The sequence below is a fragment of the Acrocarpospora pleiomorpha genome (assembly GCF_009687885.1).
In the GTDB taxonomy this organism is placed as follows: Bacteria; Actinomycetota; Actinomycetes; order Streptosporangiales; family Streptosporangiaceae; genus Acrocarpospora; species Acrocarpospora pleiomorpha.
In genome coordinates this window covers 9,711-36,701 of the sequence record NZ_BLAF01000028.1, presented here as the reverse complement: position 1 = coordinate 36,701, position 26,991 = coordinate 9,711, and the positions used below count along the sequence as shown (strand labels likewise).

Genomic DNA, 26,991 nt, shown 5'->3' with positions numbered 1-26,991 from the left:
ATTCTATTAATCGACCGGTTGTTTAATTCACGAGGCGAACGATCACTCGTTACCTAGTTCTCCGATATTGTAGGCCAGCTGGGTGCTGTCCCCCGCATACACATTGATGGTCAAACGGATCGGCCGGTCCGGCGAGTGGGCCGTCCGGAACAATTCTAGAACCGGCACGCCCGCGCCTAGGCCGAGAAACACCGCCTCCACCTGGGTCGGCATCCGGCAGACAATCTCGTCCCGATACCCGACCTGGCCGTGCCCGTGCCGGCGCAACTCGGTGACCGTGCCGTGCTCGATGTTCTGCGGGAACATGAGCAGAGTGCCCGCAGCGATGTCCATCGGGTAGAAGGACTCTTGGATCGACCAGGGACGGCCGTCGATCAGGCGGTTCATGCTCCGCACGACGACGGTGTCGCCTTCCTCGATGCGCAGCCGTTCCGCCACCTCGGGCGAGGCGGTCCTGATCTCCATGCGGAGGCCCAGCTGCTCGGGCTTGCGGCCCAGAACGCTCACCGCCGCCACGAAAGCGTCGCGATCGGTGACCTCCACGCCCTCCTCCGACGAGGCGAGGACCGTGAACGTCACGCGCTCGCGCACGAACGTCCCCCGGCCGTGGCGAGCTTCGACGAGGCCCTCGTTCTGCAGGATCGCGATCGCGAGCCGCACCGTGTTGCGCGAGAGCCTCGCGTCCCCTCGCCCGCTCGCGAGGTGGCCGTACAGCCGCTCCAGCGCTGACTCGGACGGGAGCTGGATGCCCGGCGGCAGCTCCCCCGTGTTGATCTTTGCCCGGAGATCTGCCGCGACCTGCCGATAGAGCGCTTCCGCCACGTGAACCCCTTCCCCTGGCAAAGTTAGACCTACACCACTCATTGGTACAAGCCGCTCATGCCAATGAGTGAGACGAGCCGGTCGCCTAAAAACATCAGACTCATTCCAATGAGTAGCTCAATGGCATGAGTCCGGTCATGAGTTTAACGATGGCCAACAGGGCTGAGTTTATATTCCAACCCTTCCTTCACAGGCCTCGAGAATGCTGATATAGAGGCCACCGAAGAAAAGGATCCGCCGTGGAAATCATCCTCATCGCGTCGCTGGTCATCGGCGCCGGCATCGCCCTCGCCTTTGTCACGCTGGCGGTCAACATCGTGCTGACCGACCGGGCGCGGACGCACCACACCTGTGACTACCGGGTGCCGCCGTGCCCGATCTGCGCGCGCCGCTACAGCCACAACCGGAGCTAACCACGAGGGCAGGACGACCATCCGTCCGGCATAGCCAAACCTGTCGGAACCCTCACAACTCAGGGTCGGATCGCCCTCATATGGTCGGTTTACAGCGTGTCATGCCTGGCGATCGGGGAGTCAGCGGCGACACAAAACCCAACATCAGATGGGGAGCCGCACGTGTTGTACACCGTAATCGTTCTCTTCAGTCTCACCGCGGGGCTGGTCGCGCTCAGCGCGTTCATGCTCCTCGTGCACAGTATCCGGCGCGAGGACCGGCGGCGGTCGCTGACCCTCAGCCCGCGGAGCGCGCTGTCGTCGGGGACCCGGCGCGTCCTCGGGCTCAGCGTCGATCACACGGCCTGCGTCATCCATCCGGAGCACGCGTGCCCGACCTGTCTGGAGTTGGACCGCGAACTGCGGGTTTGAGCATCGGCGTGATTCCGTATGTCTTGCGGGAGCCGTACGGAATCGCACTGCCGGTCTGATCACTGAAGCGATAGCCTCAGAGTATGTCGTTCCTCGACAAGCTACTGCTGTGGCTGCACATCGGGTTCGCGATCTTCGCGATCGGTCCGCTCACCGCCGTCACGAGTTATGTGCCGCGGTACATCCGGGCGCGTGACCTCAACGTCCTGCGCTTCCTGAGGCGGGCCGGGCGGCTGTTCGGGTTCCTGACGCTCGGGGTCTTCCTGTTCGGGATCCTGCTCGGCCGGTCCGACCTGGCGAAGGTGTACCTGACGGTGTCGATGACCTTGTTCATCGTGGCCGTGGTGCTGCTGGTCATCATCGACCGGGATCTGAACAAGGCCCTCCGGGCACTGGAGAACGACAACCCGGAGGACGACGCGAAGGTTCAGGTCGGGCGGATCGCCGCGCTGGGCGGGGTGACCTCGCTGATCTGGCTGGTGATCCTGGTGCTGATGGTCTTCGGGAGTTAGCCGAGCGCCTGGGAGAGGTCCGCCAGCAGGTCGTCGACGGTTTCGATGCCGACCGACAGGCGGACCAGGTCGGCGGGCACTTCGAGGGCCGAACCGGCCACGGACGCGTGCGTCATCCGGCCGGGGTGCTCGATCAGGGATTCGACGCCGCCCAGGGACTCGCCGAGCGTGAACAGCCGGGCCCGGTTGCAGACGTCCACGGCGGCGGCTTCGCCTCCGGCGACCCGGAACGAGATCATTCCGCCGAAACGCTTCATCTGCTTGGCCGCGATCTCATGTCCGGGATGTCCGGGCAGGCCCGGATACAGCACCTCGGTCACCTTCCGATGCGCCAGCAGCAGATCGACGATCCGCTCGGCGTTGTCGCAGTGCCGATCCATCCGCACCCCGAGCGTCTTCAGCCCGCGCAGCGTCAGCCACGCGTCGAAAGGCCCGGCCACCGCGCCCATCGCGTTCTGGTGGTACGCCAGGCGCTCCCCCAGCTCCGCCGACCCGGCCACGAGCGCGCCCCCGATGACATCCGAATGCCCCCCGACATACTTCGTCGTGGAATGCACCACCGCGTCGGCGCCGAGCGCCAGCGGCTGCTGCAGGTACGGCGAGGCGAAGGTGTTGTCCACCACGAGCATGGCCCCCGCGTCGTGCGCGATGGACGCGAGCGCGGCGATGTCGGCGATGCCGAGCAGCGGATTGGTGGGCGTCTCCACCCAGATCACCTTGGTCTGCGGGCGGACGGAGGCCCGGACCGCGTCCACGTCACCGAGCGGAACCGGGTCGTAGGACAGCCCCCAGGCCTCCAGAACCTTGGCGAACAGGCGGAATGTCCCGCCATATGCGTCGTTCGGAATGATCACATGGTCGCCCGGGCGGCAGACCGCGCGCAGCAGCGTGTCCTCCGCGGCCAGGCCGGACGCGAACGCCAGCCCCCGCGCCCCGCCCTCCACGGCGGCCAGGCATTCTTCCAGTGCGGTACGGGTCGGGTTGGCCGACCGGCTGTACTCGTATCCGGAACGAAGCCCACCCACGCCGTCCTGCTTGTAGGTAGATACGGCGTAAATGGGCGGAACGACGGCTCCGGTCAGCGGGTCCGCCTCCTGACCCGCGTGAATGGCCAGGGTCTCAAAGCCTTCAGTCATGCAGTGAGGCTACCGCCAGACGTTCTCTTTCTCGGCCAGGTCCTTGTCGCCCAGTCGCTCGAATCGCGACAGGAGCAGCGGATCGGCCAGCGCGAGTAGTACCACGATGACCACAAAAATGATTCCGAGGACGGTCATGCCCCCCACCTCCTCAGTAGATAGAACACTTTCGAAGCTTGGGTTCATCTCGCCCGAAGGATGGGTTCGGCCGTCCAGGGGTCGGCCGAACGGCCGATGCGGTTTGTCGGTGGGGGGTTCTAGGCTCGGCCAGCGTGGGTGAAGGTTTCGTCAACTGGATCCAGCGGCTCAGCGAGTTCGCCCTGCTGGGGCTGCTGGGGATGATTCTGCTGCTCGAAACCGCGTTGTCGGTGTCGCAGGGGCAAGCGTCGGCCTTTCTGATTCCGGTGGGTGGTCTGACGGGGCTGGTGGCCGTGCTGGCGCGCAGCCGGTTCCGGGTGGGCTCGATGGTGACGCTGGTCGTGGTGTCGCTGGTGCTCACCCTCGCCGCCGCGGCGATGGACGATCTTCCGGTGCCGGGCATGGCAGAGGCCGGGGCGTTGATGGTGCTCACGATCAGCGTGTTGCGGTGGGTGCGGCCGCTGAGAGGTGCCGTCGTGCTCGCCGGCGCGGCCCTGATCACGCTGCAGCTGTCGGCCGGACTGCGGGTGGGCGGCGGCATGCCGGGGGGTGTGTTCGAGGTCCTGTTCTTTGTCGGCTGGGCGGTCGGCGCGGTGACCGGGGCCTATCTGCGGCTGCAGCAGCATCGGCGGGAGGCGGCCGTGGAGGCGGTGCGCCGGTCCGAGCGGCTGGATCTGGCCCGTGAGCTGCACGATCTGGTGGCCCATCACATCACCGGCATCGTGGTCCAGGCGCAGGCGGCCAGGGCCGTCGGCGAGCAGCGGCCGGAGACGGTGCTGCCCGCTCTGGACGCCATCGCGACCGCCGGGGGTGAGGCGCTGACCTCGATGCGCCGCCTGGTCGGGGTGTTACGCGCCGACGAGCAGGCCTCGCGCAGTGCGGGGGTCGATCTCGCCGACCTGCGGATCCTGGTGGAGCGGTTCGCCGCTCAGGGCCCGCGGGCGAGCTTCGACATCGGCCACGGGGTCACCGACCTGGCGCTCCCGCCGGAGGTGATGACGACGCTGCATCGCGTGCTCCAGGAGTCACTCACCAACGTCCGCCGCCACGCCCCCGGCGCGGCCTGGGTGGAGGCCGCCCTGAGCGCGCCCCCCGATCTGGTACGGCTCCGGGTGCGAAACGTGGGCTCCCCCGGCGACCCGCGGCTGACCCGGCTGGGGGGAGGGTTCGGCCTGGTCGGCATGGTCGAACGCGTCCAGGCCCTGGGCGGCCAGTTGACCGCCGGTCCTACTAGGGAGAACGGCTGGGAAGTCGTCGCCGAGTTCCCAGCCGTCAGCGCGTCACGAGGAAAGTGAGCGACCAGTTCGCCGGGTCGCTCGCCGTTATCCGGCGCCGTTCACGCCGGTGGACGCTTCTCGCCGACCCGGCGCCAAGAGCGGCACTCCGCCAGGTGTTTTTGGTCTCAGTGGGACGCGAGGAAGGTTAGGAGGTCTTGGCGGGTGAGGAGGCCGATGGGTTTGCCGTCGTCTAGGACTACGGCGGCGTCGGCTTTTTCTAGGGCGTCTACTGCGCGGGCTACTGGTTCGCCGGAGCCGATCATGGGGAGGGGGGCGGACATGTGGTCGCCCAGGGGGTCCTCGGCGCGGACTTTGCCGCGGTAGAGGCCGTCCAGGAGGTCGCGTTCGACGATGGAGCCGACCACTTCGGCGGCCATGACCGGGGGTTCCTCCTTCATGACGGGGAGCTGCGAGACGCTGTACTCGCGCATGATCGCGATAGCCGTACCGACCGATTCGTGCGGGTGCACGTGGACGAATTCGGGGAGGACGCCGGTTTTGCGGCTGAGGACGTCGCGGACCATGCCCTCGTCGTCGGCGGTGGACAGGAAGCCGTAGTCGGCCATCCACTCGTCGTTGAAGATCTTGGACAGGTAGCCGCGGCCGCTGTCCGGCAGCAGCACCACCACGATGTCGTCGGGCCCGGCCCGCTCGGCCACCCGCAGTGCGGCCACCACGGCCATCCCGCACGACCCGCCCACCAGCAGGGCCTCCTCGCGGGCCAGCCGCCGGGTCATGCCGAACGAGTCCTTGTCCGAGACGGCGATGATCTCGTCGCAGATGGTGGTGTCGTAGGTGGCCGGCCAGATGTCCTCCCCGACGCCTTCCACCAGGTAAGGCCGCCCGGTTCCCCCCGAATAGACCGACCCTTCCGGATCGGCCCCGATCACCTTAACCCGCCCGCCGGACACCTCCTTGAGGAACCGCCCGGTCCCGCTGATCGTCCCGCCGGTCCCGATGCCCGCGACGAAATGCGTGATCCGCCCGTCGGTCTGCTCCCACAGCTCAGGCCCGGTCGAATGGTAGTGGCTGGCCGGATTCTCCGGATTCGAGTACTGATCCGGCTTCCACGCGTTCGGCACATCCCGCGCCAGCCGATCCGACACCGAATAGTACGAATCCGGGTGATCGGGCGACACCGCCGTCGGGCACACCACGACCTCCGCCCCGTACGCCCGGAGGACCGCGATCTTGTCCTGAGCCACCTTGTCCGGGCAGACGAACAGGCACTTGTAGCCACGCTCCTGCGCCACGATGGCCAGCCCGACCCCGGTGTTCCCCGAGGTAGGCTCGACAATCGTGCCGCCGGGAACGAGCGCGCCGCTCTTCTCGGCCGCCTCCACCATCCGCACCGCGATGCGGTCCTTCACCGAGCCACCGGGGTTGAAATACTCCACCTTGGCCAGAACCTGGGCGGGAGCGCCCGCCGCAACCTTGCGCAGCCGTACGAGCGGGGTATTGCCCATCAGCTCGATCAGCGAATCGTGTACGCGCACCGCGAGAACCACCTTTTGTACTGGAGCCTTTTGCCGAAGCTTTGTCAGCCTGCCGGTAGCCGGGGTCCCGAGGGGGTGGCCAGGACTCGGCTAGTTTCTGTCTCACACCGTATATGGGGGAGGCTGGTGTGATCTGGACTCCGGGAGCGGTCAGAGCCGCGCGCCGCATCGCCACCGCGGCCGTGGTCGGCGGTGGTGGCCTTACCGCGCTGGGCGCCGCCGCCTACGGCCTGCTTTTCGCCGAAGCCCTGCTGGCCCGCCGGATCGTCGGCCAGCCCCACGGCCTGGACGGCCCGCCGTCCGACGGCCTGTACGGCGCCGACTTCCCTGGCCAGCCTATCCGGATGGCGATGCTGGGCGACTCCACCTCGGTCGGCCTGGGCACGACCATCCCGGCCCACACCCCGGGCGTGAGCATCGCCAACGGCCTGGCCGCCGTGGCGGAACGCCCGGTCCAGCTGACCGTGGCCGGGCAGTCCGGCGCCGCCTCCGCCGACCTGGCCGTGCAGGTCGACCGGGCGCTCCAGGCTCACCCGGAGGTTGCGGTGATCTTCGTCGGGGCCAATGACGTGACCACGCAGACGCCACCGGCTCAGGCCGTACGCCATCTGCAGAAAGCGGTGCGGCGGCTAAAAGATGAGGGATGCGAGGTCGTTGTCGGGACATGTCCGGATCTGGGGACGGTGCGGCCGATCGCGCAGCCATTGCGGTGGGTGACCCGGCGGTGGAGCCGGCAGCTCGCGGCCGCGCAAACCGTGGCCGTGGTCGAGGCGGGCGGGCGCACGGTGGCCTTCGCCGACCTGCTCGGACCGGAATTCATGACATACCCGGCAGAAATGTTCGGACCCGATCGATTCCATCCATCTGACCGAGGCTACCTACAGGCCGCTTACACGGTGCTACCGTCTGTATGCGCCGCGTTGGGGTTGTGGCCAGAACCGGAACCCGAGCGCGTCGAAGGCTCGCAATACCTTCTGGCGGCGATGGCCGTGGAGGAACCCGGCACCGAGGTCACGGCGACCCGCGTCGCCGGCCGAGCGGTCGGTCCCCACGGACGGTGGGCGATCCTGCTCCGCCGGAGGCACGGGCCGATGCCCGGCAGCACCTAGGTCCGGTCACTCCCCGCGTCCGGGCCGTCACCCCCTGGAGGAGTGAAATGACCCGGCCCACTGCCCCCACTGCCCTCGCGCTCGCGCTGCTGGCCAACGGAGCACTAGTGGCGTGCTCCGGCAGCGACGCGGCCTCCGCCTTCCCGGCCTGGCAGAACACCCAGGTGAACGTGGTCAGCCGGGTGTCGACCGGGGCGGGGGTGGCGGCGACCACCTCGATGCGCCCGGACGGAACGCTGGAGACGGTGGCGCTCGATCTGGCCAGCGGCAAGAAGTTGTGGGCCTATCCGGCCACGATGGCGGGGCGGCTGCCCGGGATGGGGGTGCAGACGCCCGCGACCGTGGAGACCGGCCCGGGTCGCGCCGTGGTGGCGGCCGTCGATCCCACCAAACCGGGCAAATGGAACGCGACGCTGTCGGTGCGGGACGCGAAGACCGGGCAGCAGAAGTGGAGCCGGCCGGTCCACTCGACGTTCGGGCCGCAGCGGTGCGGGCCCTACCTGTGCCTGTCGGAGCACACGGCGCTGGCGCAGGCGCGGATGGTGGTGCTGGATCCGCAGACCGGGAAGATGCTGTGGCGGCTGCCCGGGATCGCCGAGGTCGAGTGGTCGGATCAGAACCGGGTCGTGGTGCTGCGGCTGGCGGCCAATCCGGTGCTGGAGGCCTACGAGCTGAAGAGCGGCAAGGCGCAGTGGCAGCTGCCGATCGAGCAGGCGCTGGGTGAGGGCATCGATCTGTCCGGTGGGTGGGCGTTCGGGGCCACCGGGGACAAGCTGGTGGGGTACGTCGCGCCCTATACGAATCAGCGGAGCAAGAAGACGTCCACGTTCGGGCTGTTCTCGGTGCGGCTGTCCGACGGGATGGTGGACTGGATGCGGCCGTCCGTGGTGCGGGTGTATCCGAGCGGCAATCCGGCGTACGCGCCGGTGGTGCGGCCGGTCGACCAGCAAGGGCAGTATGGCGGGTTCGCCCGGTTGGACGGGGAGAGCGGGCGGGTGCTCGGGCAGATCACCGCGACCCAGGTGCCCGGGTCCGGGTGGTGGCTGGCGTTTCCCCCGAGGATGGACAAGCTGGGCTTCCTCCAGCACAACACCCCGAGCGCGGCGTACGACCTGGCGAGCGGCCAGAAGGCCGAGGTGAAGGGTCTCAAGGCGTGGTCGTTCTGCGTCACCGATCCGCAGCCGTTGAAGCTGGCCGGGAACGTCACGCCCGGGTTCTACTCGATCGCGGCGCTGTGCGAATTCGATCTGGCGACCGGCAAGCGGGTGGCGGGCGCCGACGCGCCGCCGTCGTGGTTCACCGGGAGCCAGGGCGGGTGGCGGCTGTGGCGGGACGAGAAGGGCGCGCTGCACGCGATCAAGGACGAGGCGGCGACGGCTCCGGGCATGTACGGGTGACCGTACAAAGTTCTGGGCCGGGTGTGGCTTCCTTAGTACTGCGCGGTAACCTCCGAGAGGAGCCCAGCCGCACAACCCCAGGAGAGCCACATGCCCGAGGCAGTCATCGTCGCGACCGCGCGCTCGCCGATCGGCCGCGCCTTCAAGGGGTCGCTCAAGGACATCCGTCCGGACGACCTGACCGTACAGATGATCGGCGCCGCGCTGGCGAAGGTCCCGCAACTTGATCCGGCCACGATCGACGACATCATGGTGGGCTGCGGCCAGCCGGCCGGGGAGCAGGGGTTCAACATCGCACGGGTGGTCGCGGTGCAGCTCGGGCTGGACGGCGTGGCGGGGACGACCGTCCAGCGCTACTGCTCGTCGTCGTTGCAGACCACGCGGATGGCCTTCCACGCGATCAAAGCCGGAGAGGGCGACATCTTCGTGTCGGCCGGGGTCGAGTGTGTGTCCCGGTACGGCAATGGGGCGGCCGACCTGCCGGACGCCATGAACAGCGTGTTCCTGGATGCGAAGGGCCGTACCGACGCGGCCGCCGCGGGTGGGGCCGGGGTGTGGCACGATCCGCGGGAGGACGGGCTGCTGCCCGATGTCTACATCGCGATGGGGCAGACCGCGGAGAACGTGGCCTCGCTCCGGTCGGTGTCCCGCAAGGAACAGGACGAATTCGGGGTGCGGTCCCAGAATCTGGCCGAGAAGGCGCTGGCCAACGGGTTCTGGGAGCGGGACATCACCCCGGCGACGCTGCCCGACGGGACCGTGGTCAGCAAGGACGACGGGCCGCGTGCGGGCACCACGTATGAGGCGGTGTCCCAGCTGAAGCCGGTGTTCCGGCCGGACGGCACGGTCACCGCGGGCAACTGCTGCCCGCTCAACGACGGCGCGGCGGCCGTGGTCGTGATGAGCGACACCAAGGCCGCGGAGCTGGGCATCACGCCGCTGGCCCGGGTGGTTTCGACCGGGGTGACCGGTCTGTCGCCGGAGATCATGGGTCTTGGGCCGGTGGAGGCTTCCCGGCGGGCGCTGGCGCGGGCCGGGATGGCCATCGGGGACGTCGACCTGGTCGAGATCAACGAGGCGTTCGCGGCCCAGGTCATCCCGTCCTACCAGGAGCTCGGGATCGACCTGGACCGGCTGAACGTGAACGGCGGCGCGATCGCGGTGGGGCATCCGTTCGGGATGACCGGGGCGCGGATCACCTCGACGCTGATCAACAGCCTGCAGTTCCACGACAAGGCGATCGGCCTGGAGACCATGTGCGTGGGCGGCGGGCAGGGCATGGCCATGATCCTGGAGCGCCTCAGCTGACCCTGCTCGACCAGCCCGGCTCGGTTGGCCGCTGACCTGGTCAATTGGCCCTGCTCAGGAGCTTTGCCCAGCTTGTTGTGCTCAGCCTTGGAAGTCGGGACCGGCTTTGGTGATCCGTACCCGGATCAGGACACGCCGGTCCCGCTCCATGGCGGCCCGATAATCGTCCCAGTCGGGGTGTTCGCCGCTGATGTCCCGGTAGTAGGTAACCAGGGGCTCCATGGCATCCGGCAGGGACAGGACGTCGGCGGTCCCCTCGATCTGCACCCACGGGCCGTAGAACTGATCGCTCATCACCGTCAGGAACACCTGCGGATTTTTCCGGACATTTCGTGTCTTGACGGCGGTCTCGCGGGTGCTGATCACCACGTGTCCTTCGGCGTCGACACCCACCGTCACCGGCGACATCTGCGGACGGCCATCCGCGTGCCAGGTCATCATGACCGCACGATGGTTGGCGCGGACGAATTCGAGAGCTTTCGCTGCATCCATGCCGTCCATCATGCTTGAACGATCAAGCGCCCGCACCGGCGGACGGCACGGGCGCGAAGCAGGTGTTTCTAGAAGAAGTGGCCGCGGCGCCGGCGCTCGTGCTCCAGCACGATGGCGGCAGCGTAGCCGTGGGTCAGCCCGTGCTCATCCGCGAGCCAGTTGGCGCGCTCGTCGCAGCGCAGGAAAGCCGGGCCGTTGTCGATGGCTTGAAACCACTCTGGGAGTTCGCGACCGGTAATGGATGGGACGCGCGCGATCAGCTTTGTCTGTGTCTCCGGTGAGTGGTTCAACGACATGGGCACCTCCACGGGTAAGGCTCCTTTTGGTTGACACTGCCTCACTCATCGGGGCTTGACAAGACCCCATTAGACATCCATTCGTTACGAGATGTTGATCATTCGTTGCCGTGGGTATCTCTTGACCTAAAAACAAGACGCCCCCCGGGACTCCCGGAAGGCGCCTGTTCTGGTACGGCTTACGCCGCGACGATCAGTCGTCGCCGCTGAAGTAGCTCAGCAGCCGCAGGACCTCCAGGTAGATCCAGACCAGGCTGAGCGCCAGGCCAAAGGCCATCAGCCAGGAGAACTTCTCCGGCACCCCGGCCCGCACGCCCTCGTTGATCTGGTCGAAGTCGAGCAGCAGGAAGAAGCAGCCCAGAAGGATCATGCCGACGCTGAACGCGATCGCCAGCGGCCCACCGGACCGCAGCCCGAGCCCGCCGTCCACGAAGAAACTCGCGATGACATTCACCAGGATCAGGCCGAGCGCGGCGATCGCGGCGCCGATCACGAACTTGGTGAACTTCGGCGTCGGCCGGAAGATCTTCAGCGAGTAGACCGCGAGGGTGCCGAGGAAAGCCATCATCGTGCCGATGACGGCCTGCAACACGATCCCAGGGTAGCGGGCCTCGAAGAAGTTACTGATCACCCCGAGGAACACGCCCTCGAAGGCCGCGTAACCCAGCACCAGCGCCGGATTCGGCCGCTGGGTGAAGGAAACGATCAGTCCGAGCACGAGGGCCACCAGCGCGGCCCCGACCCCGATCCCGATCCCCCAGTTCAGGTACCAGGAAGTGCCGGCCGTAGCGAGAATCACCCCAAGGACGATGAAGCCCTTCATGACGACGTCGTCCATCGTCATGGTCCGCGAAATCGTCGGCGGCGCGTACGACGGCGCGTTGTACATCTCGTTCAGCTGCTGAGGGCTCGGCGCGGGCCCCGACCAGCCCTGCTGGCCGACGCTCCCCCGCCGACTAAATATCGGGTTCCTGCTCTCCACCATTCCTCCACGAAGCGGGCTACATGATCAGCGTAGTGCCATGCTCCCTTGTGAACGGGACTCCCGCAAGAGCAGCCACTACACCACATCGCCCAACGCGCCAACCCCCGGCGAAGTTCCCGGCGATTCTTCGACGAGGGTGCGGAGCAGTTCGGCGGGGATTCGTGACCCTGCCGCGGGTCATGGCCTGCCCCGCGTAGGAGGCAGGCCATGCGGCGGTCCCGACCAAACCGTGCCGTCGGCATCGCGTGGTCCGAGAACTCTGAAACTTTCGGTAATACAATCCAACTTTCGGCAGTATTGTCCGTACTTTGATCATGTATTGGATGGCATCTAGCGACCAACTTCACACTTGATCAGCTAAGAGAGGTCGTTTAGCAGGCCAAACATCTTTCCCGGGAATTCACAATCAAGATCAAATTTCCGATATGTTTCTGAAAGTTGTTGACAGCTCGATGGTGTCGACACACACTTTCACCATCGACAGACCTCAACCACTGTCGATCCAGGTCACTCGCCCCGACCTGGTCCCCCGGCCGTCGACCGCACGACGACCGGCCACCTCCGCCGCGTTGCACGGCGCCGACGCGCGGCGGCTCTCACCCTGTCCACCGACAGCTCCCGTCGGGTCGTATCGCGCTGCCCGGCCTCCCCCGGCCGGCCTTCACGAGGAGAAGCACGCACATGAACGACTCCCCCACCCACCCGAAGAGCCGCAGACGCGGCCGCACCAGGCTGCTCATCGGCGGCGCCTGGGTCGCGGCGCTGGCCCTGGTCACGATGATGCCCGGCATCGCCCACGCGGCCGTCACCACAAACCAGACCGGCACCAATAACGGCTACTTCTATTCCTTCTGGACCGACAGCCAGGGCACGGTCTCCATGGAACTGGGATCCGGCGGCAATTACAGCACCTCATGGAGCAACACCGGGAACTTCGTCGCCGGCAAGGGCTGGAGCACCGGCGGACGCAGAAGCGTGACCTATTCCGGCAGCTTCAACCCATCCGGCAACGCATACCTGACCCTCTACGGCTGGACGAGAAACCCACTCATCGAGTACTACATCGTCGACAACTGGGGCACTTATCGGCCCACAGGAACATTCAAGGGCACTGTCACCAGCGACGGCGGCACGTACGACATCTACCAGACGACACGAACCAACGCGCCCTCCATCGAAGGCACCAGAACTTTCCAGCAGTACTGGAGCGTCCGGCAATCAAAGAAAACCGGCGGAACCATAACCAGCGGCAACCACTTCGACGCATGGGCCAGCAGGGGAATGAGCCTGGGCAGCCATGACTACATGATCCTCGCAACAGAGGGCTACCAAAGCAGCGGCAACTCCAACATCACGATCGGCGGCTCCGGCGGCGGTGGGGGCGGCGGTGGTGGTGGCGGCGGTGGCAGCTGCACCGCATCGCTGTCCGCGGGCCAGCAGTGGAGCGACCGCTACAACCTCAGCGTCTCGGTCAGCGGCTCAAGCAACTGGACCGTAACGATGAACGTGCCCTCCCCGGCGAAAATCATCGCCACCTGGAACATCAGCGCCAGCTACCCCAGCGCCCAAGTCCTGACCGCCAGACCCAACGGCAACGGCAACAACTGGGGCGTCACCATCCAGCGCAACGGCAACTCAACCTGGCCAACGGTCTCCTGCAGCGCAAGCTGACCCCGAGCAGCCAAAACACCTGTGGCGCGGCGGCCCATGTCCGCCGCGCCACACTGTCTTGCCGACCGTATAAGGATGTGGACCCGGCGGGTCTCAATCTCCATCACGAAGAAGCGCGCGTATTCGCACAGCGCTCGGCCTATGCGGTCGCGCAGCCCCGTCACGTTCGAAGGCCTCTACCGGCCCTCAGACACCATCGGGTGACCTCACCGAAGGTGTCCGTGCTGCAGGGGAACCTCAAGGGCGCTACTGCTGCGGCCGTACTGACCGATCAGCCGTAGAACGCCGTCCAGGACCGGATGAGCCGAAGCCCCGGTTGTTGCCCGGGGCTTCGGTTGGTGTGGTGGGTTAGGCGATGGAGCCGGACCAGAGGTTCTTGGCCGCGCTGTAGACGCCGTAGAGCTCACCGTCGAAGTACGGGGAGACCGAGGTGTCGTAGCGGTTGTTGCCGTCGGTGTCGGAGACGCCGATGGTCACACCGTTCAGGTAGCCGAGACGGCGGGTGTTCTTGTACCCGACCAGCCAGGACGAGCCGAGCGCGCCCTCACCGGTGAAGCTGGACTTGACGCCCTGGAGTTCCTCGGCCTTGATGGCCGAAGCGCTTGCCGCGAAGGTCTTACCGTAGCTCCACTTGAGGGTCTTGCCGGAGTAGGCGTAGTTCCCGTCCGGGTGCGACCCGCTCGGGTAGCCGAACACGAAGACCGGCTTGCCGATCTTCTGGTTGTAGGCCAGACCCTGCCCACCGACGTTGTCGCCCAGGCGGCCGGCGTCAACGAACTTCCAGACGAAGTAGTGCCACTTGCCGTCGACCTTGACCTTGTCGACGTCGCCGATGAAGGTGTCGGCGCCCAGGTACTGCTTGTAGACCTCTTCGCTGACCTCGACCCAGCCGCCGATCTCGTTCCAGCCCTTGCCGCCATTGGCGAACCAGGTGCTCGGCTTGTCGCGGCCGGAGGTGACACCGTCGTGCGGGGCCTTGAGGCCGTTGTACACGGTGACGAACGCGTAGTCGCGGTCGCCGTCCTCGTAGACGTCGTAGTCGTAGTGGGTGAAGGCCTGCTTGCCGACGTAGATGCCCCACGGGGTCTTGCCCTGGTAGTAGCCAGGGATGAAGACCCAGTAGTCGAGGGTCTGGCCGTTGCTCTCGGTGTCGTAGACCGCATGACCGGCCGTGGCGACCAGGTTGCGATACGTGGACTGGACCGAAGTCGCGGTGGCCCAGTGCGGCTTTCCGTCGGTGCCGAGGAAGAACACCTTGCCCGAGGTCTTGGGCAGGTTGACGTTCTTGGACTTGGCCGTGCTCTTCTTCTCGTCACCGATCGCCGGGACGACGCCAGGCTTGCTGTCCGCGGCCGGGCCACCGGTCGAGATGTGCTTGGCGACAACCTTCGTCTCCACGTTGTACGGCGTGGCCCCGATCAGGTTGGCGGCGTTGTTGGCGTACCAGTAGGCGACGATGTTCTTGGCGGCGATGCCGGTCGAGGCGAGCGGGACGGCCTTGACGTCGCCGGCGGCCGAGGCCGGCGTGGTGACGAGGGCGGTGGCAAGCAGTCCGGCCGCGACTCCACCGATGGCGAGGGTGCGCTTCATGGGAGAAAACTCCTTGGTCTGTCGTGGAACGCCTCATGCGTCCCATACGTCAGGAAAGGGATCACCGGGAACTTACTCCACATCAGCCGCATTTGGAAGTTAGTTGGTAGGAAATAGGGGTTTGACCCAGGGCGGCGAACATTGCAATGGCCTCGTCCAGCGAAAAGGTGGACTCGTGTAACACGAGCACTCAAAGAGTGTGATGCACATCACGTCGACCGGTCGGCGGTCACCGCGTTGGGGTTCTCAGCAAGGCGGCTTCGCCCAGGAAGCCAGGTATCACACCCCCGGGTGCGGTAGCCGTTGCGGAAGCCCGCTGCGGGGAGATCTCCCCGCAGCCGACACCGCAATCACAGTTCACGGGTTGTGCCTAAGTGGTCACGGAGAGTGCCCCCGGCGGGAGTCGAACCCGCAACACAGCCCTTTTAAGGGGCTTGCCTCTGCCATTGGGCTACGGGGGCGCCGCGATCATATGTCACGGAGCGCACATCTGTAACTGGTGAGACTTTACGCCGCAACTCGTCCTTCTAGACAGCATGTCGGGCGCGGGAATCCGTTGCCCTGTCGGGGAATATGCCGTTTTGGGAGGGGGCGAGAGGGTGGTGGAGGCGGCGGGTCTCAGAGCAGTCATGGTGAACTGTGAGTAACCGCCACGAAAGGGACGAAAGCCCTCGGGGATGGCCGCCGGGATGGTGGGGGCGGGCATGCGGGTGGCTCGCTCGGTGGGGGGTGCCAGGCGAGGGAGCAGGGGGTGGGGTCAGCTCGTTCACGGGACGATCTCAGGTCGGTCAGGGCGATGCACGGTCAAAAGGTATCGAAAACCGGCGGACAGTGGACCGGCGCACCCCCGGGAATCTCGTTCGCCTGGATTGGGCCGGTCGGATTGCCCGGCGTGGCCGGGCCTGATGTCTACGCCGGGGAGGGCAGGATGGTCGGCCGCGTGTCGACACGCGTTGGAAGTGGCCGGTTGGCGCCTCGAAGCCCCGTGGTCGGCCGTAGAGGTCGCGTGTCGACAGGCGCTGAGAACAGCCGGTCGGCGCCTCGGGAGCTCGCGGTCGGCTGTGGAGGTCGCGTGTCGGGATGCGCTGAGGATGGCCGGTCGGTGCCTCTGAGCCTTGTGGTCGGCCGTGGAGGTCGTCTGGTGGGTGCCCGCTCTTGTGTGTGCGTGGGGAACGCATGTTGGGAGTGGGCGCCTGTCCATTCGGTATGCCCCCCTCGCGCGTGCGTGCGAAATGGTGCACGACGCCCGAGGAGGGGGTCCGTCGGTCGTGCCCTGGGGTGCCGGGCTAGCGTTTCTGGTCGGTGGCGGCTGCGGCTTTGAACTCCTGGCGTGGGTTCTCGATCGCGCCCAGGGAGATGGTCTCCCGTTTGAAGAACAGCGACAGTGTCCAGTCGACCAGCACGCGGACCTTGCGGTTCGTCGTCGGCACCCTGGACAGATGGTACGTGCGGTGCATGAACCACGCTGGGAATCCGCGAAGCTTTACCCCGTACACGTTGGCGACGCCCTGGTACAGGCCGAGTCCGGCGACCGAGCCCGCGTACCGGTGACGGTAGACGCGCAGGGGGCGGCCGCGCAGGTGGGCGGTGATGTTGTCGCCGAGGACCTTGGCCTGGCGGACGGCGTGTTGCGCGTTGGGGGCGCAGTATTCGCCGGCTTTGGTGACGTCGGGGACGCCGGCCACGTCGCCGGCGGAGAAGGCGTCCTTGACGCCGGTGACGGTGAGGCGGGTGGTGGTCATGATGCGGCCGCGCTCGTCCAGGGGGAGATCGCCGGAGTTGACGACGGCGGAGGGTTTGACCCCGGCCGTCCAGACGATGGTGGCGGATTCGAATTCGTCGCCGTCGGAGGTTTTGACCAGGCCGCCGACGCAGGACTGCAGCAAGGTGTTCATCTTCAGCTCGATGCCGCGGCCGCGGAGTTCCTGTGCGGTCCACTCGCCCATCTCGGGCCCGACCTCGGGCAGGATCCGGTCGCTGGCCTCGATCAGCACCCAGCGCAGGTCCGCGCGCGTGATGGTCGGGTAGTACTTGATCGCGTCCTCGGTCATGTCCTCCAACTCGGCGAGCGCCTCGATGCCGGCGAAACCACCGCCGACCACCACGAAGGTGAGCGCGCGGCGGCGGATTTCGGGGTCGTCGCTGGATTCGGCGCGGTCGAGCAGGCCCAGCACGCGGTTGCGCAAGGTGATCGCTTCGGCGATGGTCTTGAAACCGATGGCGGCCTCGGCCAGGCCGGGGATCGGGAGCGTACGGGAGATCGATCCGGCGGCCATGACCAGGATGTCGTACTCGATCTCGCGGGGATTGCCCGCGACCGGTTCGAAGGTGACGCTCTTGTGGTCGTGGTGGACCTTGGAGACGCGGCCGTTGAGGATGCGGGTCGCGCGCAGGACCCGCCGGAGCGGGACCACGACGTGGCGCGGGGAGATGTTCCCCGCGGCGGCCTCGGGGAGGAACGGCTGATAGGTCATGTACGACTGCGGATCGATGAGGGTGACACGCACCTGGCCGGAGCGGAGTTCGCGGCGCAGCGTGCGCTGGAGGCGCAGGGCGGTGTACATCCCGACATATCCGCCACCGACAATGAGGATGTGCTTGGCTTTGAGGTTCACCGTAGGCGCCCTTCAGATTGCTTGTGAAAGCATTCACAAGCCTACGTCATCCCACCAGGCCGACACCAATCGACCCTGAGAGCAACATAAGCGACATTTCCGGAAACGCAACGCTGGCCTGGAGTTTCCTGGGGGAAGATCGACTGATATTTCGGGACGTGATGGACTTCACACTTGTGAAGCGCTTCACAAGCTCAGTGCCGCGCTCGATCATGCGGGATGCCGTTGCCGCCAGCCGGCCGACCCTCGTCCTCCATCGCCACTGCTGGCCGACCCTCGTCGTCGGTGCCGTCAACCACTGGCCGCGTCGCGGGGGGCAGGCGTCCGGACGAGCACCCCGTGCATCAGCGCGAGCAAGGGCATGTGACCGGCAGCGTGGCCCGGCAGAGTCTCACCGCCCTGCCAAGTTCGATGCGCAAGGTGTGTTCCCGGGCTCGGTTTCGACTGGATAGGTTCGGCATGTCCGGCTTGATGCGCGGGAGGTGCATCGCGGGCAAAGGGAGGCTGAGGTGACGGAGCAGGAGCAGGCGTGGGGTGGGTCGCTGTGGGCGGCGGCCGATCTGATCACGCCGATGGCGGTGCGGGTGGCGGCGACGTTGCGGGTCGCGGATGCGATCACCGCCGGAGTGACCTCGGGGCCGGAGCTCGCCGCCCGTCTCGCTGTGGCGGCCGATCCGCTCGTCCGAGTGCTGGATCACCTCGTTACCGCTGGCTTTCTGCGACGCGACGAGGACGGCGCCTACGCGTTGACCGATGCGGGGCAGTGGCTGCGCGACGATCACCCGGAGGGCATTCGGGCGTGGATCGATCTGGAGGGCGCCGTCGGGCATGCCGACATGTCGGTGGTGGAGCTGTTGCACACGGTTCGCACCGGTGAGCCAGCCTTTCCCCGGCATTTCGGGCGCGGGTTCTGGGAGGACCTCGCCGAGCATCCCGGCAGGAACGCGTCCTTCGACGCGTTGATGGGCCGCCAGCTGAACACTGAAGCGCCATTGGTCGCGGCCGCGTACGACTGGTCCGCCCTCGGCGAGGTCGTCGATGTGGGCGGCGGCGACGGGTCGCTGCTGATCGCCTTGCTGCGCGCCCATCCCACCCTGCGGGGAACCGTGCTCGACCTCGCATCGCCGGCTGCCACCGCCGCCCGGGCCTTGGCGGCGGCCGGTCTCGCCGATCGCGGCCGTACCCAGACCGGGAGCTTCTTCGACCCGCTCCCGGTCGGCGCGGGCGGCTACATCCTCTCCAGGGTGATCCACGACTGGGACGATGACGACGCGCTCCGTATTCTCCGGAACTGCGCGCACGCCGCACGGCCCAACGGCAAGGTCATCGTCATCGAAGACACCGGCACCGAGCACGCTGAGTCTGTCAGCACCGAGATGGACCTGCGCATGCTCGCCTACGTCCTCGGCCGAGAACGAAGCCTCGACAAGCTCACCGACCTCGCGCGCGTTGCCGGCCTCGCCCGTGGCGCGGTCACGTCCGCCCGGTCCCGTTCCATCGTCGAGTTCCTGCCGGATTAGACGCTCAGTTCGAGGGCCCTCTTGAAGATCGTTTCCAGCATCTCGGCCGTGACGCGGCCGGTGAACGTGTTCTGCTGGCTCGGGTGGTAGCAGCCGAGCAGCACCGCGTCCCCGACCGGAACCTCGACCCCATGCCCGAACCGGGGCCTGGGCCGGGGCAACGCGTACCCAGCTGAACCCAGCGCGGGCCAGATCGCCTGCCACGCGAACCCGCCCAGCGCGACGATCACCTTCGGCCGGGTGAACCCCAGCTCCCGCAGCAGCCACGGCGCGCACGCGTCCCGCTCCTGCGGCGTCGGCTTGTTCGCCGGCGGCGCGCAGCGCACCGTCGCCACCATCCGGGCGCCGATCAGCCGCTGCCCGTCCCCGGCGTGCGTGCTCGTCTCCTGTACGGCCAGCCCAACCCGATACAACGCCCGAAACAGCCAGTCCCCGCTCCGATCCCCGGTAAATATCCGCCCGGTCCGATTCCCCCCATGAGCCGCCGGAGCAAGCCCGACAATCAACACCCGAGGGTCGTCATCCCCCCACCCCGCGATCGGCCGCCCCCAATACGTCTCCTCCGCGAACGCCCGCCGCTTGACCTCCGCGACCTCCTCCCGCCACGCCACCAACCGAGGACAAGCCCGACAAACCGACTCCCGAGCCAGCAATTCCCGCAGCGTACGGCTCCCACCCGCGAGCTCCACCACCTCCGCCGCATCCCGCGCGACCGGCGTATCCGCCGAAGCGGGATCGTCGGGCCAACCGGTCCCCGGAGGTACACAACTCATACGACCCAGCCTCCCACGCGATCATGTGATCCATTTCGGGAGGAGTTGGGTAGGAATGGCGGCGTGGCTATCCCCCCGATGTTCGGACCCGCGTTCGACGCCGATCCGTACCCCGCCTATGACTGGCTCCGGCGCAACGCGCCGGTGACCCGGGTGCCGTTGCCGGGCTGTGAGGCGTGGCTGGTGACCCGCTACGAGGACGCGGCCGTCGCGCTGAGCCATCCGGCGCTGGCCAAGGATCCGGAGCGGGGGTCGCCGGAGTGGCGGGCCGCGAGTCTGGGGCTGCCGCTGGATCACCGGCCGTCGCTGGCGCGGCACATGCTCAACGCCGACCAGCCCGATCATCCCCGGTTGCGGCGGCTGGTGAGCGCCGCGTTCACGCCGCGGCGGATCGCGGGGCTGCGGGAGCGCACGCAGGAGGTGACGGAGACGCTGCTGGCCGCGATGGCGGGCAAGGACGAGGTGGATCTCGTCACCGACCTGGCGTATCCGCTGCCGATCGCGATCATCTGCGATCTGCTGGGGGTGCCGGAGGCGGATCGGGCCACGTTCCACCACCACGCCTCGGTGATCGACTCCGCGGCCGCCTCGGCTGTCGAGGAGATCACCAAAGCCACCGACGCGCTGGAATTGTTCCTGGCCGACCTGGTCGCGGGCAAACGTACCCATCCCGGCGACGACCTGCTGACCGAGCTGGTACGGCGGCCGGACATCACGCCCGACGAGCTGACCTCGACCGCGTTCCTGCTGCTGATCGCCGGGCACGAGACCACGGTCGCGCTGATCGGCAACGGGCTGCTCGCGCTGCTTCGCCATCCGGAGCAGCTGGCCGCCGTCCGGGCCGACCCCGATCTGCTGCCGGACGTCATCGACGAGATGCTCCGCTACGACGGCCCGGTACGGAACGCGACCTGGCGTTTCCCCACCGAACCCGTGGTCATCGGCGGCCAGGAGATGCTCCCGGGCGAGCCGATCCTGATCTCCCTGCTGGCCGCCAACCGCGACCCGGCCGCCTTCCCCGACCCGGACGCGTTCACGCCGGGCCGGATCGGCGTACCGCATCTGGCGTTCGGGCGGGGGCCGCACTACTGCATCGGCGCGGCCCTGGCCAAGATCGAGGGTGAGGTGGCCATCGGCAGCCTGCTCAGGCGTTACCCCGATCTCGCGCTGGCCACCGACCCTGACCAGCTCACCTGGTGGCCGAGCGCGATCATGCGAGGGCTGTTCTCGTTGCCGGTCCGCCTCAACGAGCCGAAGGCGAAGGCGTAGGAGTCGGGGTTGGGGCGGGCGTCGCGCATGGGGTCGCTTCCGGTGTGGGCACCACCGATACGCGCCTCTTCAGGTCCCATTCGACGATGTAAGGATCACGCCGCAGCGGCAGTGGGTATTCGTTGCGAGGCGCCGGTCCAGCCAGACAGCGCTGATCTATCACATATCCGTTCATTTCCGGATTTAAGGTGATCGGTCTGCCGTCCTGGTCGAAGAGGCGCACATCCTGGAGCGGGGTTCCATCCTTGGCGTACGGGTAGATGTTGTACACCTCGCTCCCGCTTATCCCGACCTGGACCACAGGCGCATACGAGGTGAACTCGCTCTGGCCGTTCCATTCGGCGACGGCCACCATGCCGCCCACGAACAAGAACCCGGCGAACACGTTGACGGCGACCAGCAGCGTGCGCCCCCATCCGCCCTGCCGCGCCCGCCGCCCGATCCATACCGACAGCCAGATGGCGGCCAGCGTGAACAGCCACGCGCCGATGCTCTCCGGCACGAACTGCGTCGAACCTGTCGAAATCGAAACCAGCAGCAGCCCGAGCGCGTAACCGCGCAGCACCCACCAAGCGGGGCGTAAGTCCGGCATGAAGCCCGATACCTGCCGGTAGGGCGGGAACCGCGACGCCCTCGTGTGCGCCCGCGCCACCGTCCCAGCCGCCCAGGACCCCACCCGCGTGCGCACACCCGGCCGGACCGGCACCCGATCCTCGGGCCTGCCCCCGTAGGCGGCCCGCAACTCCGCCGCGTACGCCTCCGGCGACCCGAGCCGTTCCTCCAGCGGTACGTCGGACTCGGCCGCCACCTCCGCCAGATGATCGTCCAGATCCTCGACGAGCTCCTCCAGATCCGCCGCCGGGAGGTCGGCGAGCGCGTCCCGTACGGCCTGCGCATACTCGTTCGGATTCATCACGCGTGCACCTCCTTGAGCAGATCGTTCATGGTCGCGGCGAAAGCCGTCCACGTGGCCGCGGACTCGGTCAACTGGGTCCGTCCCACGCTGTTGAGCCCGTAATACTTCCGATGCGGCCCTTCATCCGAGGCCACCACATACGACGTGAGCGCCCCCGCCTTGAAGAGCCGCCGAAGCGTGCCATAAACGGACGCGTCCCCCACGTCCTCCAACCCCGCCTCACGCAACCGCCGGACCACGTCGTAGCCGTAGCTGTCGCGCTCATGAAGGACCGCCAGCACGGCCACGTCAAGCACACCCTTAAGAAGCTGACTGCTATCCACGCACCGCACAGTACTGCGCAATGCGCACTAGCGGCAAGTGGCTGTTCCCCACCCTCGCGTCCAGGGGTTATGCGATGGACCAGGCGATTCCGTCGAGGATGTCGTGTTCGCTGACGACCACGTCAGGGAAGTCGTAGTGGCGCATGATCTGGTCGAGGATGGTGGCGCCGGTGCTGATGACGTCCACCCGGCCGGGGTGCATGACAGGGATGGCGGCGCGCTGCTCGTGGGTCATCTGGGGTAGCCGGGAGGCGATCTCGTGGACCTGGGCGGCGGGAATGCGGGCGTGGTGGATCTTCTCGGGGTCGTATTCGGGGAGGTCGAGGGCCATTCCGGCGACGGTGGTGACGGAACCCGCCAGGCCGATCAAGGTCTTGGCGGTGCGGATGGGGACGACTTGTTCCACCTGGGCCAGCGCCGCTTCGACGTCGCGGATGACCCCGGCCACGTCCAGGCCGTCAGGTCCCGTGTGACGTTCGGTGAGGCGTACACAGCCGATATCCACGGAGAGCGCCGCGTCCACGGACGTATCGCCGAGGACGAATTCGGTTGAACCGCCGCCGATGTCCACGACCAGATAGGGGGGTTCGATGCCGGGGAGCGATCGGGTGGCGCCGGTGAAGGAGAGTTCGGCTTCCTCATGGCCGGTGATGACCTCGGGGTCCACGCCGAAGATCTCGCGTACGCCAGCGACGAAGTCGGCGCGGTTGGTGGCGTCCCGGGTGGCCGAGGTGGCGACTACGCGGACCGGCATGAGGTCGGCGCACTGCAGGCCCGTCGTCGCCACTCCGGCGCTCGGGACGAACAACCCCACCGGACCGGCCAGGGGCGGAGCCGCGTGCCGCCGGATCAGCCGGCGGTATTCGCACATCGCGTCGAACGTACGCTGCAGGGCGTCAGGCGCGAGCATTCCGGTGCGATCGACGCCCTGACCCAGCCGGACGATCTCCATGCGCCGTTCCAGGTCGGTCTGGGTGTCGCCCTTGATGTCCGTGATCAGCAAGCGAACCGAGTTCGTCCCGCAGTCGATGGCCGCCACCCGACTCATGTATGCCTCCGAGGGTTAGTCCGCGCAGCAAGGCCCATCAGACCACCAGTCGGGCAGCAGGTCCAAAGCCTCCCGCCCGAACGGGTTGATTCCGGGCACCGCCAGTTCGTGGCCGACCAGTGCATGCAAACACTTCACCCGGTCAGGCATACCCCCGGCCGTCTGCATATCCCGCGGCAGCGGCGCAAGCCCATCCTCAGCCGCCGCCTTGTCCCGCCGAGCCACATAGTCCTCATGCGCGACCCGATAGGCGGCCGCCAGCTCGGGATCCTCCAGCCGAGCCGTCATCTCCCGCATCAACCCGGACGCCTCCAGCGTCCCGATGGCCGACGCCGCCTTAGGACAGGTCAGGTAGAACAAGGTCGGAAACGGCGACCCATCGGGCAACCGAGGCGAGGTCTCCACCACATCCGGCAGCCCACACGGACACCTGTGCGCGACCGCGCGAACCCCCCGGGGTGGTCGCCCCAACTGCCGCTCCACCGCGGCCAGGTCGCCTTGATCAACCATCGTTCCCCCTCGCTGAGAACACCTAACGACGCCACGGGGCGGGTTGCCCATCGACGCCGGAGCTTCTGCCGCGCGCCTGCCCGGTCTCCGGTCAGAATGCCGCAACCGCTCTTGGCGCCGGTGCGGTGAGAACCTGAACGGCGCCGGATAACGGCGAGCAAGCCGATAGGCGCTCTGACTCACGAACAACCGGAGTGCCGGGCGTCAATCCCGCGTTGCCGTGATCTTCTTGCCTTCGCCCTTGTCGGCCGCCTCGACGGACTCCCAGAGCGCCACATACCAGGGCGCCTTGCCCTCGGCCTGCTTCCCGGCCTTCGCCTGCGTCTTCCCGGTGTCGTTCAGCACGCCATAACACTTGGCGCCAGGTTCGCAGAAGTGCAGCTTCTCTTTGGCCTGGCGCTTCACGTAATCAGGATCCTCAAGGCGTTTGCGCTGCTCTTCCAGTTTCCTGAGGTCCCCGAGTGCTTTGGCCTGCTGCTGCTCCAACTGGGCGATCTGCCGACGCTGCGCGATGAACTCGCGCACCGGATAGGCCAGGCTCATCGCGATCGCGCACACGACAACCGCGAGGATCGCCGCCCTTCCGGTCAGCTGTGGACGCTTGGCCATCACACTCCCAAAGCCGGTTCGGTACGGCTTGCGCCTCTCATTGGGCGCAAGCCGTACCGCAAAACCTAGCCGCGGTAGCGCGGGAACGCCGCGCGACCCGCGTAACGGGCGGCGTCGTCGAGGAGTTCTTCGATCCGGAGCAGCTGGTTGTACTTGGCGACGCGGTCCGAGCGGGCGGGCGCGCCGGTCTTGATCTGGCCGCAGTTGACGGCGACCGCGAGGTCGGCGATCGTCACGTCCTCGGTCTCGCCGGAGCGGTGGCTCATCATGCAGCGGTAGCCGCTGCGGTGGGCCAGCTCGACCGCGTCCAGCGTCTCGGTCAGGGTGCCGATCTGGTTGACCTTGACGAGCAGGGCGTTGGCGGTGCCCTCCTTGATGCCGCGGGCCAGCCGCTCGGGGTTGGTGACGAACAGGTCGTCGCCGACCAGCTGCACGCGCGAGCCGAGCGAGACGGTCATCGCGTTCCAGCCGTCCCAGTCCGACTCGTCCAGCGGGTCCTCGATCGAGACCAGCGGGTAGTTGTTGACCAGGTCCTCGTAGAAGGCGATCAGCTCGGCCGAGCTGAGGCCCTTGCCGTCGATGGTGTAGACGCCGTCCTTGTGGAACTCGGAGGCGGCCACGTCCAGGGCGAGCGCGATGTCCTCGCCGGGACGGTAGCCGGCCTTCTCGATGGCGACCAGGATCAGGTCGAGCGCGTCCCGGTTGCTGGGCAGGCTGGGGGCGAAGCCGCCCTCGTCGCCGAGGCCGGTGGCGTAGCCCTTCTCCTTGAGCACGGACTTGAGCGCGTGGTAGGTCTCGGTGCCGATCCGGACGGCCTCGGAGAACGTCTCGGCGCCGATCGGCGCGATCATGAACTCCTGGATGTCCACGTTGGAGTCGGCGTGGGCGCCGCCGTTGAGAATGTTCATCATCGGGACCGGCAGCAGGTGAGCGTTGGGGCCGCCGAGGTAGCGGAACAGCTGCAGGTCGGCGCTGGCGGCGGCGGCCTTCGCCACGGCCAGGGAGACGCCGAGAATGGCGTTGGCACCCAGCTTGGACTTGTTGTCGGTGCCGTCCAGATCGATCATCGTCTGGTCGATGATGCGCTGCTCTTCGGCGTCCATGTCGAGGATCACATCTTGGATCTCGTCGGTGACCGCGAGCACCGCCCGCTCGACGCCTTTACCGTTGTAGCGGGAGCCCCCGTCACGGAGCTCGACCGCTTCGAACTTGCCGGTCGACGCGCCACTGGGCACCGCGGCCCGGCCGGTGCTGCCGTCTTCCAGCAGGACTTCGACCTCGACGGTGGGGTTACCGCGTGAATCGAGGATCTCGCGTGCGTGTACGGCCTCGATGGCAGCCACGAAGCACTCCTTGAATCGAAGGACAGTTTGCGAGGAGAGCCTACCGAGACCTACTCCTCGATACGGGTATCTAGTCCATCAACTGAGACGACATGAGCCTTGTACGCCCTCGCGACGGCCCGCAGTTCCGCCTCCGGATCGAGACCGGCCGCCTGCGCCTCCCGGACGAGCGCGAACAATCGCTTTCCCAGATCCGACCCTTCCGGCGTGAACTCGGCATGATCTCCGCCCCGGCGTAGCAACTGCGCGACCAGCGACAGCGCGGGCTGCCCCATCGGCACCCCGTCCAGCGGCGACGACTTCCCCTTCGCGGCCCGCTCCGCCTTCTTGATCGCCTCCCAGTTGGCGTTGACCTCGTCCGCGTCGGCGACCTCCACGTCGGCGAACACATGCGGATGCCGCCGGACCAGCTTGTCCACGATCCCTCCGGCGACATCGTCGATGTCGAACCCGTCCGCCCGCTCCTGCGCGACCCGCGCGTGAAAGACCACCTGAAACAGCAGATCCCCGAGCTCCTCACGCAGCGCCGGGTAATCCCCCGCTTCGATCGTTTCCAGCACTTCGTAGGCTTCCTCCAGCAGGTACGGCACCAGCGACTCGTGCGTCTGCTTCCCGTCCCACGGGCACTCCCGCCGCAACCGATCCATCACCGCGACCATGTCCAGCATTCGCGCGCCCGGAAGGTCGTAAGACCCCGGCACAAGCTCAATCTCCGGCGGCTCCGCCAACGCCAACGCCGCATGCCCAACCGCCCGCAAGAAGCTCTCATCCCCATCTTGCGCGGCCAGCCACACCAGAGTGCCCTCACAACTCTCGGCCGCAACCCCAGCCGGATCCGTACGGACCTCAACGGGAACGCCCTCAAGGTAGGGCAACACAGGATGCTCAGCCGACCCGGTGACCACCCGCCCCGCCCGAAGCACCTCCCAAGCACGCTCACTCAACAGACCGGGAGCGACCCGAGGCGAGGTAGTGACAATGATCAGCGGCATGCCTTCACCCTACGACCACC

General features: G+C 67.2%; 27 protein-coding genes and 1 tRNA gene. 10 read left to right on the top strand and 18 right to left on the bottom strand.

Annotation, left to right across the window (positions count from 1 at the left end):
• Window positions 1-42: 42 nt before the first annotated feature.
• Entirely contained in the window at window positions 43-822 is a 780-nt protein-coding gene (locus tag Aple_RS24545) for a GntR family transcriptional regulator (protein ID WP_170321644.1), read from the bottom strand.
• A 239-nt stretch (window positions 823-1,061) separates the two neighbouring features.
• Between Aple_RS24545 and Aple_RS24540 the strand changes: the two genes are divergently transcribed.
• The 3 genes from Aple_RS24540 (at window position 1,062) to Aple_RS24530 (ending at window position 2,158) form a co-directional block, all read left to right on the top strand.
• Window positions 1,062-1,235 carry a hypothetical protein gene (locus tag Aple_RS24540; protein ID WP_155347041.1) on the top strand — a complete coding sequence of 58 codons (174 nt, stop codon included), beginning with the start codon at window positions 1,062-1,064 and terminating at the stop codon, window positions 1,233-1,235.
• A 162-nt stretch (window positions 1,236-1,397) separates the two neighbouring features.
• The gene (locus Aple_RS24535; RefSeq protein ID WP_155347040.1) at window positions 1,398-1,646 is read left to right on the top strand and encodes a hypothetical protein; all 249 of its coding nucleotides are present in this window, start codon (window positions 1,398-1,400) and stop codon (window positions 1,644-1,646) included.
• An 83-nt stretch (window positions 1,647-1,729) separates the two neighbouring features.
• On the top strand, window positions 1,730-2,158 hold the full coding sequence (locus Aple_RS24530) for a hypothetical protein (RefSeq protein WP_155347039.1): 429 nt from the start codon (window positions 1,730-1,732) through the stop codon (window positions 2,156-2,158).
• Here the strand turns inward: Aple_RS24530 and Aple_RS24525 are convergent.
• Together Aple_RS24525 and Aple_RS55615 are read right to left on the bottom strand one after the other, a co-directional pair.
• Window positions 2,155-3,294, bottom strand: coding sequence for a cystathionine gamma-synthase (locus tag Aple_RS24525; RefSeq protein ID WP_155347038.1), 1,140 nt, complete (start codon window positions 3,292-3,294; stop codon window positions 2,155-2,157). The genes Aple_RS24530 and Aple_RS24525 overlap by 4 nt on opposite strands.
• A gap of 9 nt (window positions 3,295-3,303) precedes the next feature.
• Window positions 3,304-3,432, bottom strand: coding sequence for a hypothetical protein (locus Aple_RS55615; protein WP_281361609.1), 129 nt, complete (start codon window positions 3,430-3,432; stop codon window positions 3,304-3,306).
• 134 nt (window positions 3,433-3,566) lie between these two features.
• Between Aple_RS55615 and Aple_RS24520 the strand changes: the two genes are divergently transcribed.
• Complete coding sequence (locus tag Aple_RS24520; RefSeq protein WP_246264750.1) at window positions 3,567-4,727, top strand: sensor histidine kinase; 1,161 nt, start codon at window positions 3,567-3,569, stop codon at window positions 4,725-4,727.
• Window positions 4,728-4,834: 107 nt separating this feature from the next.
• Here Aple_RS24520 and Aple_RS24515 read toward each other — a convergent pair whose 3' ends face one another.
• Window positions 4,835-6,205: a cystathionine beta-synthase gene (locus tag Aple_RS24515; protein ID WP_155347037.1), complete on the bottom strand. Its 1,371-nt coding sequence runs from the start codon at window positions 6,203-6,205 to the stop codon at window positions 4,835-4,837.
• Window positions 6,206-6,333: 128 nt separating this feature from the next.
• Here Aple_RS24515 and Aple_RS24510 point away from each other — a divergent pair, with 128 nt between their 5' ends.
• From Aple_RS24510 to Aple_RS24500, 3 genes are all read left to right on the top strand, one after another.
• Entirely contained in the window at window positions 6,334-7,314 is a 981-nt protein-coding gene (locus tag Aple_RS24510) for an SGNH/GDSL hydrolase family protein (RefSeq protein ID WP_246264749.1), read from the top strand.
• 47 nt (window positions 7,315-7,361) lie between these two features.
• Window positions 7,362-8,711 carry an outer membrane protein assembly factor BamB family protein gene (locus Aple_RS24505; protein ID WP_155347035.1) on the top strand — a complete coding sequence of 450 codons (1,350 nt, stop codon included), beginning with the start codon at window positions 7,362-7,364 and terminating at the stop codon, window positions 8,709-8,711.
• A gap of 90 nt (window positions 8,712-8,801) precedes the next feature.
• Window positions 8,802-10,019 (top strand): acetyl-CoA C-acetyltransferase, encoded by a 1,218-nt coding sequence (locus Aple_RS24500; RefSeq protein ID WP_155347034.1) that lies wholly within the window; start codon window positions 8,802-8,804, stop codon window positions 10,017-10,019.
• Between the two features lie 81 nt (window positions 10,020-10,100).
• On the opposite strand, the gene Aple_RS24495 is transcribed toward Aple_RS24500, so the two are convergent.
• From Aple_RS24495 to Aple_RS24485, 3 genes are all read right to left on the bottom strand, one after another.
• Entirely contained in the window at window positions 10,101-10,511 is a 411-nt protein-coding gene (locus Aple_RS24495) for a PPOX class F420-dependent oxidoreductase (RefSeq protein ID WP_155347033.1), read from the bottom strand.
• 68 nt (window positions 10,512-10,579) lie between these two features.
• A complete protein-coding gene (locus tag Aple_RS24490; protein WP_155342170.1) occupies window positions 10,580-10,807 on the bottom strand; it encodes a DUF4287 domain-containing protein in 228 nt (75 codons plus the stop codon).
• A gap of 193 nt (window positions 10,808-11,000) precedes the next feature.
• Complete coding sequence (locus Aple_RS24485) at window positions 11,001-11,789, bottom strand: Bax inhibitor-1/YccA family protein (protein ID WP_170321651.1); 789 nt, start codon at window positions 11,787-11,789, stop codon at window positions 11,001-11,003.
• A gap of 684 nt (window positions 11,790-12,473) precedes the next feature.
• On the opposite strand from Aple_RS24485, the gene xynA reads away from it, so the two are divergent.
• Window positions 12,474-13,463: an endo-1,4-beta-xylanase XynA gene (xynA, locus tag Aple_RS24480; RefSeq protein ID WP_155347031.1), complete on the top strand. Its 990-nt coding sequence runs from the start codon at window positions 12,474-12,476 to the stop codon at window positions 13,461-13,463.
• A 348-nt stretch (window positions 13,464-13,811) separates the two neighbouring features.
• Here xynA and Aple_RS54645 read toward each other — a convergent pair whose 3' ends face one another.
• The 3 genes from Aple_RS54645 to Aple_RS24465 form a co-directional block, all read right to left on the bottom strand.
• Window positions 13,812-15,053: a trypsin-like serine peptidase gene (locus Aple_RS54645; protein ID WP_246264748.1), complete on the bottom strand. Its 1,242-nt coding sequence runs from the start codon at window positions 15,051-15,053 to the stop codon at window positions 13,812-13,814.
• A 388-nt stretch (window positions 15,054-15,441) separates the two neighbouring features.
• A tRNA-Leu gene (locus Aple_RS24470) sits at window positions 15,442-15,514 on the bottom strand.
• A gap of 825 nt (window positions 15,515-16,339) precedes the next feature.
• Complete coding sequence (locus tag Aple_RS24465) at window positions 16,340-17,668, bottom strand: NAD(P)/FAD-dependent oxidoreductase (protein WP_155347030.1); 1,329 nt, start codon at window positions 17,666-17,668, stop codon at window positions 16,340-16,342.
• 509 nt (window positions 17,669-18,177) lie between these two features.
• Between Aple_RS24465 and Aple_RS24460 the strand changes: the two genes are divergently transcribed.
• Entirely contained in the window at window positions 18,178-19,188 is a 1,011-nt protein-coding gene (locus Aple_RS24460; RefSeq protein ID WP_155347029.1) for a methyltransferase, read from the top strand.
• On the opposite strand, the gene Aple_RS24455 is transcribed toward Aple_RS24460, so the two are convergent.
• The gene (locus Aple_RS24455; protein ID WP_281361608.1) at window positions 19,185-19,799 is read right to left on the bottom strand and encodes a uracil-DNA glycosylase; all 615 of its coding nucleotides are present in this window, start codon (window positions 19,797-19,799) and stop codon (window positions 19,185-19,187) included. The two genes, Aple_RS24460 and Aple_RS24455, sit on opposite strands and share 4 nt — an antisense overlap.
• Window positions 19,800-20,024: 225 nt before the next feature.
• Between Aple_RS24455 and Aple_RS24450 the strand changes: the two genes are divergently transcribed.
• Window positions 20,025-21,230 (top strand): cytochrome P450 family protein, encoded by a 1,206-nt coding sequence (locus Aple_RS24450; protein WP_246264747.1) that lies wholly within the window; start codon window positions 20,025-20,027, stop codon window positions 21,228-21,230.
• On the opposite strand, the gene Aple_RS24445 is transcribed toward Aple_RS24450, so the two are convergent.
• The 7 genes from Aple_RS24445 to Aple_RS24415 form a co-directional block, all read right to left on the bottom strand.
• The gene (locus Aple_RS24445; RefSeq protein WP_373869627.1) at window positions 21,205-22,143 is read right to left on the bottom strand and encodes an HAAS signaling domain-containing protein; all 939 of its coding nucleotides are present in this window, start codon (window positions 22,141-22,143) and stop codon (window positions 21,205-21,207) included. The two genes, Aple_RS24450 and Aple_RS24445, sit on opposite strands and share 26 nt — an antisense overlap.
• Entirely contained in the window at window positions 22,143-22,469 is a 327-nt protein-coding gene (locus Aple_RS24440; RefSeq protein ID WP_155347026.1) for a PadR family transcriptional regulator, read from the bottom strand. The genes Aple_RS24445 and Aple_RS24440 overlap by 1 nt, the downstream gene beginning before the upstream one ends.
• 67 nt (window positions 22,470-22,536) lie before the next feature.
• On the bottom strand, window positions 22,537-23,517 hold the full coding sequence (locus tag Aple_RS24435) for a Ppx/GppA phosphatase family protein (protein ID WP_155347025.1): 981 nt from the start codon (window positions 23,515-23,517) through the stop codon (window positions 22,537-22,539).
• 15 nt (window positions 23,518-23,532) lie between these two features.
• Window positions 23,533-24,027 (bottom strand): DUF501 domain-containing protein, encoded by a 495-nt coding sequence (locus Aple_RS24430; RefSeq protein WP_174889870.1) that lies wholly within the window; start codon window positions 24,025-24,027, stop codon window positions 23,533-23,535.
• Between the two features lie 204 nt (window positions 24,028-24,231).
• On the bottom strand, window positions 24,232-24,636 hold the full coding sequence (locus Aple_RS24425; protein WP_155347126.1) for an FtsB family cell division protein: 405 nt from the start codon (window positions 24,634-24,636) through the stop codon (window positions 24,232-24,234).
• A 65-nt stretch (window positions 24,637-24,701) separates the two neighbouring features.
• The gene (gene eno, locus Aple_RS24420) at window positions 24,702-25,979 is read right to left on the bottom strand and encodes a phosphopyruvate hydratase (RefSeq protein WP_155347023.1); all 1,278 of its coding nucleotides are present in this window, start codon (window positions 25,977-25,979) and stop codon (window positions 24,702-24,704) included.
• A 50-nt stretch (window positions 25,980-26,029) separates the two neighbouring features.
• Window positions 26,030-26,647 carry a nucleoside triphosphate pyrophosphohydrolase gene (locus tag Aple_RS24415; RefSeq protein WP_246264746.1) on the bottom strand — a complete coding sequence of 206 codons (618 nt, stop codon included), beginning with the start codon at window positions 26,645-26,647 and terminating at the stop codon, window positions 26,030-26,032.
• Window positions 26,648-26,991: the final 344 nt, after the last annotated feature.

Bases quoted from the DNA above. Each gene is read 5' to 3' on its own strand.
- Aple_RS24500 (WP_155347034.1), top strand. From the start codon at position 8,802: ATGCCCGAGGCAGTCATCGTCGCGACCGCGCGCTCGCCGATCGGCCGC.
- Aple_RS24505 (WP_155347035.1), top strand. From the start codon at position 7,362: ATGACCCGGCCCACTGCCCCCACTGCCCTCGCGCTCGCGCTGCTGGCC.
- Aple_RS24430 (WP_174889870.1), bottom strand. From the start codon at position 24,027: ATGGTTGATCAAGGCGACCTGGCCGCGGTGGAGCGGCAGTTGGGGCGA.
- Aple_RS24435 (WP_155347025.1), bottom strand. From the start codon at position 23,517: ATGAGTCGGGTGGCGGCCATCGACTGCGGGACGAACTCGGTTCGCTTG.
- Aple_RS24525 (WP_155347038.1), bottom strand. From the start codon at position 3,294: ATGACTGAAGGCTTTGAGACCCTGGCCATTCACGCGGGTCAGGAGGCG.
- Aple_RS24445 (WP_373869627.1), bottom strand. From the start codon at position 22,143: ATGAATCCGAACGAGTATGCGCAGGCCGTACGGGACGCGCTCGCCGAC.
- Aple_RS24490 (WP_155342170.1), bottom strand. From the start codon at position 10,807: ATGTCGTTGAACCACTCACCGGAGACACAGACAAAGCTGATCGCGCGC.
- Aple_RS24425 (WP_155347126.1), bottom strand. From the start codon at position 24,636: ATGGCCAAGCGTCCACAGCTGACCGGAAGGGCGGCGATCCTCGCGGTT.
- Aple_RS54645 (WP_246264748.1), bottom strand. From the start codon at position 15,053: ATGAAGCGCACCCTCGCCATCGGTGGAGTCGCGGCCGGACTGCTTGCC.
- xynA (WP_155347031.1), top strand. From the start codon at position 12,474: ATGAACGACTCCCCCACCCACCCGAAGAGCCGCAGACGCGGCCGCACC.
- Aple_RS24415 (WP_246264746.1), bottom strand. From the start codon at position 26,647: ATGCTGGACATGGTCGCGGTGATGGATCGGTTGCGGCGGGAGTGCCCG.
- Aple_RS24530 (WP_155347039.1), top strand. From the start codon at position 1,730: ATGTCGTTCCTCGACAAGCTACTGCTGTGGCTGCACATCGGGTTCGCG.
- Aple_RS55615 (WP_281361609.1), bottom strand. From the start codon at position 3,432: ATGACCGTCCTCGGAATCATTTTTGTGGTCATCGTGGTACTACTCGCG.
- Aple_RS24495 (WP_155347033.1), bottom strand. From the start codon at position 10,511: ATGGATGCAGCGAAAGCTCTCGAATTCGTCCGCGCCAACCATCGTGCG.